This is a genomic window from Salinicola halophilus (assembly GCF_003206155.1).
Taxonomy (GTDB): Bacteria; Pseudomonadota; Gammaproteobacteria; order Pseudomonadales; family Halomonadaceae; genus Salinicola; species Salinicola halophilus.
Map to the genome: position 1 here is coordinate 74,306 of NZ_PZJV01000002.1, position 15,233 is coordinate 89,538.

Below are 15,233 nucleotides of genomic sequence, written 5' to 3' on the forward strand. Positions count from 1 at the left end.
GATGAGCGAATTCGAGCTGATCGCCCGCTACCTGGCCCGCCCGGTGGCCAGCGGGCGTGACGACATCGTCGTCGGCAACGGCGACGACTGCGCCGTGGTGACCCCAACGCCGAATCATCAGCTCGCGGTCAGCGTCGATACCTCCCTTGCCGACGTCCACTTTCCGGGCGATGCGCCGGCGGCGGCGATCGGCCACCGGGCGCTGGCCGTGGCGCTGAGCGATCTTGCCGCCATGGGTGCCCGGGCACGCTGGTGCACCGTTGCGTTGACGCTGCCCGGCGCCGACCCCGAATGGACAGCGGCGTTCGCCGACGGCCTCGCCGCGCTCGCCGACCGGGTCGGCTGCGCCTGGGTCGGCGGCGACGTCACCCGCGGCGCGCTCTCCATCACGGTGACGGTCCAGGGCGAGCTGCCGGTCGGCGGCGCGATCGTGCGCGGCGGGGCGCGACCCGGGCAGCTCGTCGCGGTCACCGGTTATCCGGGCCGCGCGGCGGCCGGTCTCGATCGCTGGCAGCGCGGTGAGCGCGAACTCGGCCATCCGCTGCTCGAAGCCTATCTGCGCCCCGAGCCGCGGCTGGCGGCAGGGGAGGCGCTTCGCGGCATCGCGACCAGCGCCATCGATCTCTCCGACGGCCTGCTCGCCGATCTCGGTCACGTGCTCAACGCCTCCGGCGTCGGCGCGCGGCTGGAACTCGAGGCGCTGCCGCTGGCAACACCGCTGCGTGCCACGCTCGATCTGACAGTGGTCCACGAGCTGGCGCTTCACGGTGGCGACGATTACGAGCTGCTGGTGACGCTCGATGATGCCGATCTCGCCGAGGCGCAGCGTCGTCTGGCCGGCCTGCATCTGCCGCTGACCGTCATCGGTCGCGTCGTCGACACGCCCGGCATTCACGGCCTGCCAGCGGCGCTGCTCGAGCGGGGCGGCTGGGATCATTTCTCGGCCAACGGTTCGGCCGGCGTCTCGAGGAGCGCGACATGAACCGCGCCCCGCGTAGCGTCTGGCGTCGGCCGACCCACTTTCTGGCCTTCGGGCTCGGCAGCGGCGCCGTACCGTTCGCTCCCGGCACCTTCGGCACGCTCGCGGCGATCCCTTTCTACTGGATGCTCTCGGGGCTGTCGCTGTCGGTCTATTTTGCGCTGATGGGGATCGCCACGGTCGTGGGGATCTGGCTCTGCGAGACCACCTCGCGGGATCTCGGCGTGCACGACCATTCCGGCATCGTCTGGGACGAGTTCGTCGGCTACTGGCTGACCATGGCCGCAGTGCCGTTCTCGTGGGAGGCGGCGCTATGGGGATTCGTGGTCTTCCGGGTCTTCGACATCATCAAGCCCTGGCCGATCCGCTGGGTCGATCGCCGCGTCGCCGGCGGGATCGGCATCATGTTCGATGACATCCTCGCCGGCGTGTACGCCTGGTGCACCATGCATCTCTGGTTCTGGCTGCACTAGGCGCTTATCGAGGCCGATCGTTGCGGGCCGGCCGGGCGGAAGCGCGGTGACCCGCCCCGGCGTCGTCTCGGCACCGGGTGATCCAGCCTGCGTCGCCGCGGAACCGCTCGATCTCTCTTCTCTCGCTGGAGGCCATCATGCATCGAGGTGTCGTTGCGATCCCCATCGTTGCTGCCGTGCTGGGCGCAAGCTATCTCGGTGGTCTGATCTACGCCAGCCACCGCTTCGAGCAGGAGGCGGCAACGCTCACCGCGCGCCTCGATGCGAGCCGCGACTGGCGGGTCGAACGCGAGGCCGTCGAGCGCGGCTGGTTCCACTCGCAGGGACGCCTCGTCGCGCAGCAGATGGCGCTCGGGCGGCCGACCGGACTCGTCGTCGCTACCGACTACACCGCCGGTCACGGCGTTCTGCGCACCTCGCTCGAAGGGCGAAGCGAGATCCGCGGTGACGACGAGACGCTTTTTGGCGACTGGCTCGACGCCGAGGCGCCGCTCACCTGGCAGGGACAGTTCGAGACGCTCGCGCAGCGAGTGGAGATGGCCCTCGAGGTGCCCGCTTTCCACCACGCCTTTCCCGCCCAGGCCGCCGGCCCGCTCTCCGGCGCGCTATCCGAGCCGCAGGGCGAGGTCGACGTCGACTTCGGCGGCCTGACGCTGACGCTCGGCCAGGCGAACGGCACGCTCGACTATACCGGCGAGCTGCCATCGCTCGAGTTCGACGACGGTCTCTCCTCGCTGGCGCTCGAGCGGACGCAGCTCTCCGGGGAGATCTCCGGCGACGCGGACGCCTTCTCCCAGCGCGCCGCGCTCGTGGTGCCTCGGGCGACGCTTGCGCGCAGCGGCCTCGCCCCCGTCGAGATCGAGCGTCTCGAAGTGGAGACCCAGGCGACGCTGGATGAGACGTTGGCAGCGACGGTCACGTTCTCTCTGGGCGATGCGCGAATGCGCGACCAGGCGCTGCTGGCCGGCAATACGACGCTGACACTCGATCGCATCGATGGTGATGCCTACCGCGCGTTCATCGCGGCCTGGCAGCGCCATCTCGGGCGCATCGACCAGGCGGTCCAGCGTGGCGCACCGAGCGAGGAGATCATCGCGATGAGCGAGCCCGGGGAGGCGATCTGGAGCGCGCTGATCGCCATGCTCGCCGGCTCGCCGCACCTCGCGCTGGAGACGCTGTCGCTGCAGAGTGAGCTTCTGGGCATGCAGACGACCGGTCGAGGCGAGCTCACTCTCGATGGCGATGGCCTCGCTCGGCAGTTCGACGCCGACGGTCAGCAGGCGCTGGGCGGCAATCTGGGCCGCCGTTTCGAGGGCGAGCTCGAACTCGAGAATGCCCCGGCGTTTCTCAAGCTCTACCTGGGCGTGGGCATGGAGAGCGACCCGCTGCTACTCACGCTCGACGACGGGGTGCTGACCCTCGACGGCAACTCGATGGTGCTGATTCCCGCGCGTGGCGAGGCCCCCATCGATGACGTGCCGGACGCGGCGACACCCTAGCCGTATCGTCGCTCGTGTCGGCAAGGAAAGCGCGCCTCGGAACGGTCCCGACTTGAACTCGACGCTCGGTGCCCGCATCACCTGTGCATTCGGCCACGACGGCCACGAACGCAAGGTGAACGATGAGCCAACACGAACGGGATTCCACGGAAGCTTTCAACGACGTCCAGGGCACCCAGGACGGCGAGGCGCAGCCGCAGGATGGCGCCGGCAGTGCCGTGGTCCCCTCCAGTGAATATCTGCCGGAGCGGATCTATCTGCTCCCCATCCACAACCGCCCGTTCTTTCCGGCCCAGGTACAGCCGCTGATCATCCAGCGTCAGCGCTGGGAAGAGACGCTCCAGCGCGTCGCCAATACGCCGCATCACATGGTCGGTGTCGCTTTCATTGGCGACGTGAGCATGGACGAGCTGAGCCCGGACAGCTTCCCCGAGATCGGTACGGCCGTGAAGGTGCATCGCACCCAGAACGAGGATCAGCAGATCCAGTTCATCGCCCAGGGGCGACGCCGTTTTCGCATCCAGCGCTGGCTCTCCAAGACACCGCCTTACCTGGTCGAGGTCTCCTACCCGCGGGAGCCGGTCGATGCCGAAGCCGAAGAGGCGCGCGCCTATGCCATGTCGTTGATCAACGGCATCAAGGAGCTGCTGCCGATCAACCCGCTCTACGGCGAAGAGCTCAAGAGCTATCTCAACCGCTTCAGCCCGCATGAGCCGGGCCCGCTGACCGACTTCGCCGCAGCGATCACCTCGGCCAAGGGCGACGAGCTGCAGGCCGTGCTCGAGACGCTGCCGATCATGGATCGCATGCAGCGGGTCCTGCCGCTGCTGCGCAAGGAGATCGAAGTCGCCCAGCTGCAGAACCAGATCAGCGAACAGGTGAACTCGCAGATGCAGCAGCATCAGCGGGAGTTCTTCCTGCGCGAGCAGCTCAAGGTGATTCAAAAAGAGCTGGGCATCTCCAAGGACGACCGCGAATCCGACGTGGATACCTTCCGCGCCCGGCTCGAGCACCTCAACGTGCCGGAGCGGGTCCAGGGGCGCATCGACGACGAGCTCGGCAAGCTTTCGGTACTCGAGACCGGCTCGCCGGAGTACGGCACCACACGCAACTATCTCGACTGGCTGACGTCGATGCCGTGGGGCATCACCTCCGACGATCAGCTCGATCTCAAGCATGCTCGCGGGGTGCTCGATCGCGATCACGACGGCTTGAGCGACGTGAAGGAGCGCATCGTCGAGTTCCTCGCCGAGGGCTCGTTCAAAGGCGACGTCGGCGGCTCCATCGTGCTGCTGGTCGGCCCGCCGGGCGTGGGCAAGACCTCGGTGGGCCGCTCCATCGCCGAGGCGCTGGGGCGCAAGTTCTATCGCTTCTCGGTCGGCGGCATGCGCGACGAGGCGGAGATCAAGGGCCATCGACGCACCTACGTGGGCGCGATGCCGGGCAAGCTCGCCCAGGCGCTCAAGGAGGTCGAGGTCGAGAATCCCGTGATCATGCTCGACGAGATCGACAAGATGGGGCAGTCGTTCCAGGGCGATCCGGCGTCGGCACTGCTCGAGGTGCTCGATCCGGAACAGAACGTCGACTATCTCGATCACTACCTCGACGTGCGTCTCGATCTGTCGAAGGTGCTGTTCGTCTGCACCGCCAACACGCTCGACAGCATCCCCGGACCGCTGCTCGACCGCATGGAGCAGATCCGTCTCTCCGGCTATATCGCCGAGGAGAAGATCGCGATCGCCAAGCATCACCTGTGGCCGAAGCTGCTCAAGCGCGACAACATCCCGAAAAAACGCATCAATCTGACGGATACGGCGCTCAAGCAGGTGATCGAGGGTTACGCCCGGGAAGCCGGCGTGCGCCAGCTGGAGAAACAGCTGCATCGGATCGTGCGCAAGGCGGCGGTGAAGCTGCTCGAGGAGGAGAAGGAGACCGTCAAGGTCTCGGTCAACAACCTCGAGGAGTTCCTGGGGGCGCCACTGTTTCGCAAGGAGAAAGTGCTCAAGGGTATCGGCGTGGTCACCGGGCTTGCCTGGACCTCGATGGGCGGGGCGACGCTGCCCATCGAGGCGGGCAAGGTGCACGCGCTCACCCGTGGCTTCAAGCTGACCGGCAAGCTCGGCGACGTGATGCAGGAGTCCGCCAACATCGCCTACAGCTACACGCTGGGTCATCTGGGCGAGTACGGGGCGGACCCGGACTTCTTCAACGAGGCGTTCGTTCACCTGCACGTCCCGGAAGGGGCGACGCCCAAGGACGGCCCGTCGGCCGGCGTCACCATGACCACCGCGTTGATGTCGCTGGCCAAGAACCAGAGCATCGATCGGCCGCTGGCGATGACCGGCGAGCTGACGCTGACCGGGCAGGTGCTGCCGGTCGGCGGCATCCGCGAGAAGGTGATCGCCGCCCGGCGCAGCGAGATCTTCGAGCTGGTCCTCCCGGAGGCCAACAAGCGCGACTACGACGAGCTGCCGGACTACCTCAAGGACGGCATGACGGTGCACTTCGCCAAGGTCTACCGCGACGTGTCCAAGGTCGTCTTCGGGCGCTGAACGGCTCGCGTCACAAGACGGGCAGGAAAGCGGTGGCGCAGTTGCGCCGCCGCTTTTTTTTGCCCGACAATCGCCGCTCGATGTCGAGTGAGGTATCTCATGAGTCCAGAAAGTGCAGCGACCTATCTGTTGGCGATCTTCGTCTTCGCGGTGACGCCGGGCCCTGGCGTCTTCGCCCTGCTGGCCCGTGGCATGAGCCATGGGTTTCGTCACTGTCTGCCGATGGCGCTGGGCATGACGATCAGCGACGTTCTCTACTTGATTCTGGCGAGCTTCGGTCTGGCCGCCATTGCCGAGCAGTGGGGCGAGCTCTTCGGCATCATCCGCGTGTTCGGGGCGCTCTACCTGGGCTATCTCGGCTACAAGCTCTGGACGGCGCCGATCGCCGTCGAAGAGACCGCCCCGGCGGCGCGGAGAGGGCGCTGGCGTGGACTGCTTCGGGGCTTTCTGATCTCGGCGTCCAACCCCAAGGTCATTCTCTTCTACATCGCGTTTCTGCCGACCTTCATCGATCTCGGCCGGCTCGACGGCGAGTCCCTCTCGCTGGTCGTGGGGTTGACGATGATCGGTCTGATGGCGGGGCTCTCGCTGGTCTCGGCGGGGGCGTCACGCGCCCGGCGCTTGTTCCGCTCGTCGCGCGCCCAGCGTCGGCTCAACCGTGGCGCCGGCTCGCTGATGATCGGCGCCGGCGCCTGGCTGATTGCCAAGAGTTGAACCTGACACTAACCGGACTTCCACTCTGCGACCCGCTCAGTCGCGGTCGACGGTCAGTCCGCCCCAGGACTGGCACACCGGCATGATCTCGAGTCGGTTGATGTTGAGATGCGCGGGCAGGGTAGCGGCGTGGAACACCTGCTCGGCGACGTCTTCGGGCTGAATCGGCTCGACGCCGCCGTAGAGCTTGTCGTGGGCGCTCTGGTCGCCCTTCATGCGCACTAGCGTGAACTCGGTCTCCGACATCCCGGGGGCGACGTCGGTGACACGCACGCCGGTGCCCTTGAGATCGCAGCGCAGGTTGTAGGAGAACTGATTGACGAACGCCTTGGAGGCGCCGTAGACGTGGCTGCCGGGGTAGGGCCAGAGCGCGGCGGTGGAGCTCACGTTGATGATCGCCGCGCCGCGGCCGACCTCGATCAGGGTGGGCAGCAGAGTGCGGGTGACATTGACCAGGCCGGTGATGTTGGTGTCGATCACCGTCTGCCAATCGTCGAGATCGGCTTCCTGGGCGGGCCCGGCGCCGAGGGCGAGCCCGGCGTTGTTGACGAGCACCTTGACGGCACGGAATGCCTCCGGCAGCGACGCGACCACTTCGGCGACGCTGTCGCGCTCACGCACGTCGAGCGTGGCGGTGTGAACGGGTACGCGGCTCTCGAGCGACGCTTTCAGCGACGCCAGACGCTCCTCGCGCCGGCCGGTGAGCACCAGCGCCCAGCCGGCGTCGGCGAAGCGCTCGGCGCAGGCGCGACCGAACCCGGACGTGGCACCGGTGATGAAAACAACGGACGAGTGAGACATGAAACCTCCTTGGGACGTTGAGCACACCGGCTGAAAGGCCGGTCGACAGCTGGATTGAGCGTGTCAGGCGGGCGGCATGATCGAGCATGCCGGCCAGGGGACGGGGCGAAAGCCGCATCGAGCACGGCGTTCGGCGATCATCTCCTTCGACCGGCGACGCCGCTCGTCCTAGCAAGATAGCGCGTTGCGACAAGCCCCGACACGCGGCGTCGGCGCATCGGCGTCGCCAACCACCGACGGGCTCCGCCGCTGTGTGTAAAAGCGAGTGATTTCCTGAAAGCCCACTTAACAGACGTTTCGATTCAGTTACACTCGATCGACGGGATCGCGCCCCAAGGCTGCGCGCACGCCCTCCGGCCCGAGCGCCTCGACTGTCCTGCTATCCCGCGTTTCGCGGGCCCGTCACTACCATCGACTGCCGTCGCTGCCGTCACCCATGGCGATTTCGCCTGACGTCGCGCCAGGCCAATCGCGCCGTCGACATGACGTGCTTTTCGCTTCGTCGGGCCAGGAGGAGACCATGGCAAATTCCCGCAAAACGCGTTACTACGGTCTCGAGTGGCTGCGATTCCTGATGGCATTGTGGATGGTCACCTATCACTTCGGCGGCGTGTACGCCGACATGCCAGCGCTGGTGCACGACTTCGTCGGCATGGGATTCTTCGCTACCAGCACGTTCTTCATGCTCTCCGGTTTCTTGCTGGCGCACGTGGTGCTGAACGACGCAGGCGAGATGACAATGCGCGGGCCGGCGTTCGTCGCCAAGCGGCTGTGCAATCTCTACCCCATTCACGTCATCACCATGCTGCTGGCGGTCGTCCTGCTGCTCGTGCAGTACCCGATTCGCCCCGAGGGCGTTTACGTCTACTTCAACTCCCACCCCTATTACCCGTTGAGTGATGCGGCGCAGGCGGCGTTCCACGAGCGCCTGTCGTGGCCCGGGGCGCTCAAGCACATCGCGCTGCAGCTCACACTGCTCCAGGCATGGGAGCCACGCTTTCTATGGCTCAACGGCGCATCGTGGTCGATCTCTGCGCTGCTGTTCTTCTACGTCTGCTTTCCGTGGTTCGCGCCGCGGTTGATGCGGGTTCAGCGGGTGGGGCTGTCGCTGCTCGGCCTCTGGGGGCTCTATGCGGCGGGGCCGCTGATCGCCACGCTCCTGGGGTCGTTCGACTACGTGACGGTCGGCATGCTGCACCGCAATCCGCTGTTTCGCTTGCCGGAATTTCTGGCGGGCGTTCTGCTTTATCGCGCCATGCAGGTCGAGGGCGTGGCGCAGGCGCTGCGCAAGTTTCGCCACTCCCTGCTGGCACTCGGCCTCTGCGGCGTGCCGATCGGCGTGTGGCTGCTCCAGCTCGACGGACTGCATCTTTATTACCTCACCCACAACGGGCTCTTGATGCCGTTCCAGGCGCTGGTCCTGCTCAGTGCTACCGCCTTCGGCGCGCCGTCTCATGGCGCCGTGCGTGCCTGGGCGCAGCGGCTGGGAGAGTCGGCACTGTGTATCTTCGCGCTGCACACGCCGTTGATCGGTCCGCTGGCGCGGCTCACACGCTGGCTGATCGAGCAGTGGAATACCGTTTGGGGCATCGAGGGCACCTGGATCGCCGGTCGCCTGGCGGTACCGATGTGGACGATGGCCCTGCACCTTGCGTTGATCGTGGCGCTGGCCCTGCTGATGCAGCGGTTCGTGGTCGCGCCGATGCGCCACTGGCTCGAAGCACGGCTGCCCTCCGCCTGGCGCCAGCGTCCCGCGCTTGCGGCGATCCGCACCTGAGCTGGCACGGGGAGACCAACGGCGGATGCGCGGGATGATCGGCAGCGCGTTCGTTGGCGGGGCATTTGCGATATCCTCTCCGCCTAGCCATCTTGTCACCGGCCGTGACGAGACATCGTCGGCGCCGTCGCAGGTCGACAGATCGCGATGCAGGTCGCAGGCGAGCAGGGCCGGCTTCGACGCGCCGCGGGGCGTATCGATCCGTCTCGAACGATTTTCTCAAAGGATTTTCTCAAAGGACTCGGCATGAAAGGCGCCATACGCGTAGGGCTGGTCGGTTACGGCATGGCCAGTAAACGATTCCATGCTCCGTTAATCATGGCCCAGGAAGGGCTGAATCTCGTGAGCGTTTCGAGCCGTGACGCTACCAAGGTCCGGGCGGACTGGCCGGAGATTCCGGTCGAGTCATCGCCGGAGGCGCTGTTTGCCCGCGAGGATATCGATCTGGTGGTGATTCCCACGCCGAACACCACCCACTACGCGCTGGTGAAGGCGGCGCTGGAGGCGGGCAAGCACGTGGTGGTGGACAAACCGTTCACCGTCACGGTCGCGGAAGCGGAAGAGCTCTGCCTGCTGGCGGCCAAGCAGAAGCGCTGGCTGGCGGTCTTTCACAACCGTCGCTGGGATGCGGACTTTCTCACCGTGCGCAATCTCATCGACGGTCGAACGCTCGGCGACGTCGTACATTTCGAATCGCACTTCGATCGCTTCCGACCCGAGATATCCCAGCGCTGGCGCGAAGAGCCGACGCCCGGCTCGGGCATCTGGTTCGATCTCGGTGCGCATCTGCTCGATCAGAGCCTGGTGCTGTTCGGACGGCCCGATGCGATCACGCTCGATCTCGCCAACCAGCGCACCGGCGCTCGCGTCGACGATTACTTCCATGCGGTGCTGCGCTATGGCGACAAGCGCGTGGTACTTCACGGCGGCTCGCTCGTCGCCGCCCCCACCGCACGATTTACCGTTCACGGCACGCGAGGGAGCTACGTCAAGCACGGCTTCGACCCCCAGGAGGCGATGCTGCAGCGTGGCGACCGACTGCCGTCGCCGCACTGGGGCGAAGACTGGCGCCACGGCATGCTGACCATCGGCCAGGTGCGCGAGGGCGGCCAGCCCGAGCTCCACGAAATTCCCACGCTGCCGGGGGACTATCTCGCGTTCTATACGGGCGTACGCGATGCGATTCTCGGGCGTGGGCCGCTGCCGGTGACGGCCGAATCCGCCCTCGATGTCATGCGGCTGCTGGAAGCCGGCGTCAAAAGCGCCGAGACCGGTACGCGGGTCGAATTCGGCTAGATCCCGCGAGAGCGTACCGTCGACATGGCGCCCTTGCGGACACGCCGACGGTACGATCCGCGCTACTTGAAGATTGCCTGATCGGTCGTGTGGGCCGTGGAAGTGGCGAGCGGGGCCTCGACCTCCGGATCCGGAGATTTCAGCTCGCCGTTGCGCTTGAGTAGCCAGGATGCGATAGCGGGGGCCATCAGCGCCGACACCAGCACGCAGGCCGCGACCTGGGTCGTGGCGACACCCACGTAAGCCTGCAGCGAAGAATCTGCCGCCGCGGCGATCGCCGGCGTCGCGATGGAGTTGCCGGCGGTGGTCCCGGCGGCGAAGCCGATACCACTACGCGGACCCCGCTTGAGCAGATAGCGATAGCCGAGGTAGACGAGGCCGCCGGTCAGCGGGGCGACCAGCAGGCCGAGTCCGATCCCCGTGATCCCGCCCTGGACCACGTCGGTCAGGTTGATCCCGGTGCCCAGCCCGAACGAGAAGAACGGGATCACCATTTCGGGTACCGGACGCATCACCTCCGTCCATTTGGGGTCGAGGTTGCCCACCAGAATGCCCAGCAGCAGCGGGATGATCGCCGCCAGGAACACCTCGAGCGGAATGTCGGCAAGCCCCGAGGCGCCGATGAGAATCAGCGTGAAGAACGGCCCGTCGTTGATCGCGCTGGCGATGTAGGCGCCGCGGTCGCGCTGATCCCCGTAGCGGCCGGTGAAAGCGAGCCAGATGCCGCCATTGCTGTTATCCATCGACGCCAGCATCGCCAGTATCGAAATACCGAAAAGCCCTTCCATACCGGTCGCCAGCCCGATCCCGGCGATCAGCACACCCGGCACCAGACTCTTCATCAGCAGAATCACGCTCGCCGTACCCACGATGGGCCCGGCGTTGCGCGGCGTGATCTGCATGCCGGTGGCGAAGATCACCAGTGCCATGAAGGCCATGGCGCCATCCTTGAACAGCGCGGTGGTGAAACTGCCGATCTCCAGCGCCTCGGGCGCCAACGTGCCGACGATCGAGCCGAGAATCAGCGGCACGATCATCAGCCCGCCGGGAATGCGGTTGAGCGTGTCATAGATGGGGAAGCGGGAACGAACGGGGGTCATGGTTCTCTCCTAGGCGATGACGTCGAGGCGTGGCTTTCGATCAGGTGATGACACCGATCTGCCACGGCACGAACTCCTGCTGGCCGTAGCCGTGGCGCTCGCTCTTGCTGCGCTCGCCGGAGGCCAGGGTCAGCAGGCGCTGGAAGATCTGCTCACCGAGGGTGTCGATATCCACTTCACCGTCGATCAGCGCGCCGCAGTTGATGTCCATGTCGTCGCCCTGATGCGTCCAGAGCGCGGTGTTGGTGGCAAGCTTGAGCGAGGGCACCGGCGCGCAGCCGAAGGCGCTGCCGCGACCGGTGGTGAAGGCGATCAGGTTGCAGCCGCTGGCCACCTGGCCGGTGACCGAGACCGGATCGAAACCGGGGGAGTCCATGAAGGCGAGCCCGCGGGTGCGCATCGGTTCGGCATACTCGAGCACCTCCTGAAGCGGGCTGGTGCCGGCCTTGGCGATGGCACCGAGGGATTTCTCGAGGATCGTGGTCAGCCCGCCCGCCTTGTTGCCGGCGGAAGGGTTGTTGTCCAGCGAGGCTCCCCGCACCCGGCAGAACGTCTCCCACCAGTGGATTCGCTCGATCAGTTTCTCGGCGACTGCCGGGCTCACCGCACGTCGGGTCAGCAGGTGTTCGGCGCCGTAGACCTCCGGAGTCTCGGCGAGAACGGCGCTGCCGCCGTGGGCCACGAGCCGGTCGACCGCGGCACCCAGCGCCGGATTGGCAGTGATGCCGGAGTAGCCGTCGGAACCCCCGCACTGCAGTGCCACGCGCAGGTGCTCGGCGCCGCAGGGGGTGCGTTCGACCCGATTGGCCTCCTCCAGCAGCGTGTGGATATGGCGGATCCCTTCGGCAATGGCTCGGGTGGTGCCGCCGATCTGCTGAATGGTGAAGGGGTGGAGCTTGGGCCCGACTTCGAGCCCTTCGGCGTCGATCAGCGCATCGATCTGATTGGTCTCGCAGCCCAGTCCGATCACTAGCACGGCGGCGAAATTGACGTGGCGGGCGTAGCCCGCGAGGGTGCGCCTCAGCATTGCCAGGGCTTCACCCTCGGAGGCGACGGCGCAGCCCACCCCGTGGGTGAGTGCGACCACGCCGTCGACGTTGGAATAGGGCAGCAGCGCCTCCGGGTGGACGTCGCGACGGAAATGATCGGCGATGGCGTGAGCGACGGTGGCCGAGCAGTTCACCGAGGTGAGGATGCCGATGTAGTTGCGTGTGGCAACGCGACCGTCCGGACGCCGGATGCCCATGAAGGTGGCCGGCTCGGCGGCCGGCGTCACCGGATGCACTTCGCGGCCGATGGCGTAGTCCTGTTCGTGGGCCTCGCCCTCGAGGTCGGCGATGTCGAGGTTATGGACGTGGACGTGATCCCCGGCGGCGATGGCGGCACTCGCCTTGCCGATGATCTGTCCGTAGCGGCGGATCGTCTCGCCGGCGGCGATGTCGCGCAGCGCGATCTTGTGCGCGCCGGGCACCGGGCCGGTGAGCGTGACCCCGGGGGCGACCTCGGTATTGGCGGGCAGGGGGCGGCGAGCGATGGCGACGTCGTCGCGTTCGTGCAGACGCACGACCGAGGCGGGCGCTTCGCGGGTATGTTCGATCAAGGTCATGGTCTCTCCTCGATTTCCCTGCCGTCGCAACCCCGTCGAAACGTTTATGCGACTTAGGTCGATTAGACTTTCATCGATTCGACTTTCGGCGAGAAATTCAGTGTTATCAGTAAGTTGAAAGCGAAAGGTCCAGTCGTGACGGTAGACTGCGCCGGGTATGGCGCGATACTGAGAGTTGCTGATGCAGCGATAACCATGGCGTATCGGCCGAAGGTCGAAGGCCGTCGCGGCGACGCCGCGGGCCGACGGTGACGAAGTGCCGAATAGCGACGGACGAGACGTCGCGCGGCAAGCGCATGAGGTGGAAACGATGACGAGCGAGACGACGGAAGAGCGCGCGGGCGCCGGGGACCCCTGGGAAGAGGAAGCCGACGCGGGGACATCGCCTGGCGAGACGGAGTCGACGCCGACACTCGAGGCGCTGATGTCACGGCTGCGGCTGCGCCAGCTGCGCCTGCTGATGGCACTGGAGGAGTGTGGGTCGATCCACAAGGCCGCGGCCAGGGTGGCGATCTCTCAACCCGGGGCGACACGCGCCCTCAACGAGATCGAGTCGACCCTGGGCGCGACGCTCTTCGTCCGCGGCACTCGGGGGCTCACGTCCACCGAGCTGGGGCGCTGCGTGCTGCGCTACGCGCGGCTGATCCAGGCGGACGTCGCGCATCTGCGCGAGGAGATGATCGGCATTCGCCAGGGGGTCGGCGGTCATCTCGCGGTGGGGGGGACGATGGGGGCGATCGGCACGCTGATCGATGCGGTAGCGATGCTGCGGGCAGAGCAGCCGTCGCTGTCGCTGGAGATCGTCGAGGACACCAGCGAGGGGCTGCTGCGGATGCTCGATCAGGGCCGCCTCGACGTGGCGCTGTGTCGCTCGAGTTTCGGCCAGCGCCCGAGCGACTATCAGCGACAGGGCAGCTTCCCGGAACCGCTCTGGGTCGTCGGCCATCCTCGCCACCCGCTGGGTGACGTCGCTTCACCGCGTCTTGTCGACCTGGCCGAGCGCACTTGGATCGTCTATCCCGTCAGCATGCCGCGGATGCTCGAGCAGGAGTTCGTGGCGGCGGGGCTGCCGCAGCCGCTGAGGACGCTGGAGATCTCCTCTACCTACGGGATTCTGGCGATGATCGAGCGTGACGAGACGGCGTTGGCGCTGCTGCCCGAGCGTATCGCCAGCCTGCCGGTGAGTCGGGGGCAGATCCGGCGAATCCCTTACCGCCTCACCACCGACAATCCGCCTTTCGAGCTGCTCTGGCGACGCGACCGCGAACTCTCCGCCGCCGCTCAGCGTTTCGTCGCTAAATATCGGCGTCTCTCCCTGGGCGCCGAGGAGAGGAATTCGTAACGGGTGCAGCGAGTTGCGAAATCGGGGGTTGCCGTCTAGTTTTTCCGTAGCGGATTGGCCGGGGTGATCCGGTGCGCCGTATCACCCTCGCGTCAATCGGCGGTGGCTTGCGACACGCTTCGCCAGTCGCCGCAGTGGCTCAACGGTCGGGGCAGCGCGCGTTATCCGTCACGGACGGAGCCTATGGCTCGCTGCCCACGACCCTTGCTAGCGCTTTCTATCGTGTTCTCTTCAATCGTCCCGCTTTGCGGGGCGATTTTTTTGGTCGCTTCAACGAGCCCGTTACCGACATTCGCCGCGCCGTTACCGACATTCGCCGCGCCGTTACGGGCATTCGCCGCGCCGCTACGGGCATTCGCCGCGCCGTGGTAGCCAGGGCGTCGCGCTTGGGGTCACCACCAACTTTCGCCGTCGCGCTCACGGCGCAGCGTCTCCCGAGCGATGAATAGGGCGGCGATCGTTCTGGCCTCGTGAAAGTCGTCGCGCCCCAGCAGGCCGACGATATCGTCGATGGCGTGCGTCTCCACGATCAGCGGCTCCGGTTCGTCGCCCGTCAGGCGCTGCGGGTAGAGATCGCTTGCGAGCATCACCTGCATCCGATGATCCATGGTGTTGGGCGAGAGGGTCAGCTCCACCAGCGGCTCGAGGCGGCGTGCTCCGAAACCGCACTCTTCCATCAGCTCGCGATTGGCGGCGGTGACGATGTCCTCCCCGGGGTCGACCAGTCCCTTGGGCAGCGTCAGGGCGTAGTCGTCGAGGCCGGCGGCGTATTCGCGGATCAGCAGCACGTGGTCCGGGTCCGGCATGGCGACGAGCATCACGGCGCCGTGTCCCTTGCCTTTCAATCGCTCGAAGGTGCGCTCGGCGCCGTTGGCGAAGCGCAGTTCGATCTCCTCGATGGCGAACAGGCGGCTCTCGGCGACGTCGCGTCGGGCGAGCACGCTGGGTCTTGCGAGCGGGTCGGAACGGTCGGTCGGGGCCATGATGAACTCCGGGTACGGGGAGAAGGGATTCGATACTCCCAATTCAGCCACGCCGGCGCGCAAAAGGCGATGCTCGGGGGGCGACGGGCCGACCGATTCGGGTTGAAGCGG

At 66.6% G+C, this 15,233-nt stretch carries 12 protein-coding genes; 8 read left to right on the forward strand and 4 right to left on the reverse strand.

Features of this window, described 5'->3' with window-relative positions; all coding sequences use genetic code 11:
- Position 1: 1 nt before the first annotated feature.
- The 5 genes from thiL to DOM33_RS08125 all read left to right on the forward strand — a co-directional run bounded on the left by thiL (position 2) and on the right by DOM33_RS08125 (position 6,217).
- Positions 2 to 982 (forward strand): thiamine-phosphate kinase, encoded by a 981-nt coding sequence (gene thiL, locus DOM33_RS08105; RefSeq protein ID WP_239495304.1) that lies wholly within the window; start codon positions 2 to 4, stop codon positions 980 to 982.
- The gene (locus DOM33_RS08110) at positions 979 to 1,452 is read left to right on the forward strand and encodes a phosphatidylglycerophosphatase A family protein (protein WP_110667753.1); all 474 of its coding nucleotides are present in this window, start codon (positions 979 to 981) and stop codon (positions 1,450 to 1,452) included. Before thiL ends, DOM33_RS08110 begins: the two co-directional genes overlap by 4 nt.
- Before the next feature lie 137 nt (positions 1,453 to 1,589).
- Positions 1,590 to 2,951, forward strand: coding sequence for a DUF945 family protein (locus DOM33_RS08115; protein WP_110667755.1), 1,362 nt, complete (start codon positions 1,590 to 1,592; stop codon positions 2,949 to 2,951).
- A gap of 122 nt (positions 2,952 to 3,073) precedes the next feature.
- A complete protein-coding gene (gene lon, locus DOM33_RS08120) occupies positions 3,074 to 5,503 on the forward strand; it encodes an endopeptidase La (protein ID WP_110667757.1) in 2,430 nt (809 codons plus the stop codon).
- A gap of 99 nt (positions 5,504 to 5,602) precedes the next feature.
- Positions 5,603 to 6,217: a LysE family translocator gene (locus DOM33_RS08125; protein ID WP_110667759.1), complete on the forward strand. Its 615-nt coding sequence runs from the start codon at positions 5,603 to 5,605 to the stop codon at positions 6,215 to 6,217.
- A 36-nt stretch (positions 6,218 to 6,253) separates the two neighbouring features.
- On the opposite strand, the gene DOM33_RS08130 is transcribed toward DOM33_RS08125, so the two are convergent.
- Positions 6,254 to 7,018 carry an SDR family NAD(P)-dependent oxidoreductase gene (locus DOM33_RS08130; protein ID WP_110667760.1) on the reverse strand — a complete coding sequence of 255 codons (765 nt, stop codon included), beginning with the start codon at positions 7,016 to 7,018 and terminating at the stop codon, positions 6,254 to 6,256.
- Positions 7,019 to 7,538: 520 nt separating this feature from the next.
- Here DOM33_RS08130 and DOM33_RS08135 point away from each other — a divergent pair.
- Both DOM33_RS08135 and DOM33_RS08140 read left to right on the forward strand, forming a co-directional pair.
- The gene (locus DOM33_RS08135) at positions 7,539 to 8,795 is read left to right on the forward strand and encodes an acyltransferase family protein (protein WP_110667762.1); all 1,257 of its coding nucleotides are present in this window, start codon (positions 7,539 to 7,541) and stop codon (positions 8,793 to 8,795) included.
- A 246-nt stretch (positions 8,796 to 9,041) separates the two neighbouring features.
- Positions 9,042 to 10,091, forward strand: a complete 1,050-nt coding sequence (locus tag DOM33_RS08140) for an oxidoreductase (protein WP_110668606.1) — start codon at positions 9,042 to 9,044, stop codon at positions 10,089 to 10,091.
- A gap of 62 nt (positions 10,092 to 10,153) precedes the next feature.
- Here the strand turns inward: DOM33_RS08140 and DOM33_RS08145 are convergent, their stop codons facing one another.
- Both DOM33_RS08145 and DOM33_RS08150 read right to left on the reverse strand, forming a co-directional pair.
- Entirely contained in the window at positions 10,154 to 11,191 is a 1,038-nt protein-coding gene (locus tag DOM33_RS08145; protein WP_110667764.1) for a 2-keto-3-deoxygluconate permease, read from the reverse strand.
- Between the two features lie 40 nt (positions 11,192 to 11,231).
- Positions 11,232 to 12,797, reverse strand: a complete 1,566-nt coding sequence (locus tag DOM33_RS08150) for a UxaA family hydrolase (protein ID WP_110667766.1) — start codon at positions 12,795 to 12,797, stop codon at positions 11,232 to 11,234.
- A 310-nt stretch (positions 12,798 to 13,107) separates the two neighbouring features.
- Here DOM33_RS08150 and DOM33_RS08155 point away from each other — a divergent pair, with 310 nt between their 5' ends.
- Entirely contained in the window at positions 13,108 to 14,139 is a 1,032-nt protein-coding gene (locus tag DOM33_RS08155) for a LysR family transcriptional regulator (protein ID WP_110667767.1), read from the forward strand.
- A gap of 392 nt (positions 14,140 to 14,531) precedes the next feature.
- Here DOM33_RS08155 and nudE read toward each other — a convergent pair whose 3' ends face one another.
- A complete protein-coding gene (nudE, locus tag DOM33_RS08160) occupies positions 14,532 to 15,122 on the reverse strand; it encodes an ADP compounds hydrolase NudE (RefSeq protein ID WP_110667769.1) in 591 nt (196 codons plus the stop codon).
- Positions 15,123 to 15,233 lie beyond the last annotated feature (111 nt).

Excerpts from the sequence above, each read along its gene's own strand:
- thiL (WP_239495304.1), top strand. The coding sequence starts at position 2 with ATGAGCGAATTCGAGCTGATCGCCCGCTACCTGGCCCGCCCGGTGGCC.
- DOM33_RS08110 (WP_110667753.1), top strand. The coding sequence starts at position 979 with ATGAACCGCGCCCCGCGTAGCGTCTGGCGTCGGCCGACCCACTTTCTG.
- DOM33_RS08115 (WP_110667755.1), top strand. The coding sequence starts at position 1,590 with ATGCATCGAGGTGTCGTTGCGATCCCCATCGTTGCTGCCGTGCTGGGC.
- lon (WP_110667757.1), top strand. The coding sequence starts at position 3,074 with ATGAGCCAACACGAACGGGATTCCACGGAAGCTTTCAACGACGTCCAG.
- DOM33_RS08125 (WP_110667759.1), top strand. The coding sequence starts at position 5,603 with ATGAGTCCAGAAAGTGCAGCGACCTATCTGTTGGCGATCTTCGTCTTC.
- DOM33_RS08130 (WP_110667760.1), bottom strand. The coding sequence starts at position 7,018 with ATGTCTCACTCGTCCGTTGTTTTCATCACCGGTGCCACGTCCGGGTTC.
- DOM33_RS08135 (WP_110667762.1), top strand. The coding sequence starts at position 7,539 with ATGGCAAATTCCCGCAAAACGCGTTACTACGGTCTCGAGTGGCTGCGA.
- DOM33_RS08140 (WP_110668606.1), top strand. The coding sequence starts at position 9,042 with ATGAAAGGCGCCATACGCGTAGGGCTGGTCGGTTACGGCATGGCCAGT.
- DOM33_RS08145 (WP_110667764.1), bottom strand. The coding sequence starts at position 11,191 with ATGACCCCCGTTCGTTCCCGCTTCCCCATCTATGACACGCTCAACCGC.
- DOM33_RS08150 (WP_110667766.1), bottom strand. The coding sequence starts at position 12,797 with ATGACCTTGATCGAACATACCCGCGAAGCGCCCGCCTCGGTCGTGCGT.
- DOM33_RS08155 (WP_110667767.1), top strand. The coding sequence starts at position 13,108 with ATGACGAGCGAGACGACGGAAGAGCGCGCGGGCGCCGGGGACCCCTGG.
- nudE (WP_110667769.1), bottom strand. The coding sequence starts at position 15,122 with ATGGCCCCGACCGACCGTTCCGACCCGCTCGCAAGACCCAGCGTGCTC.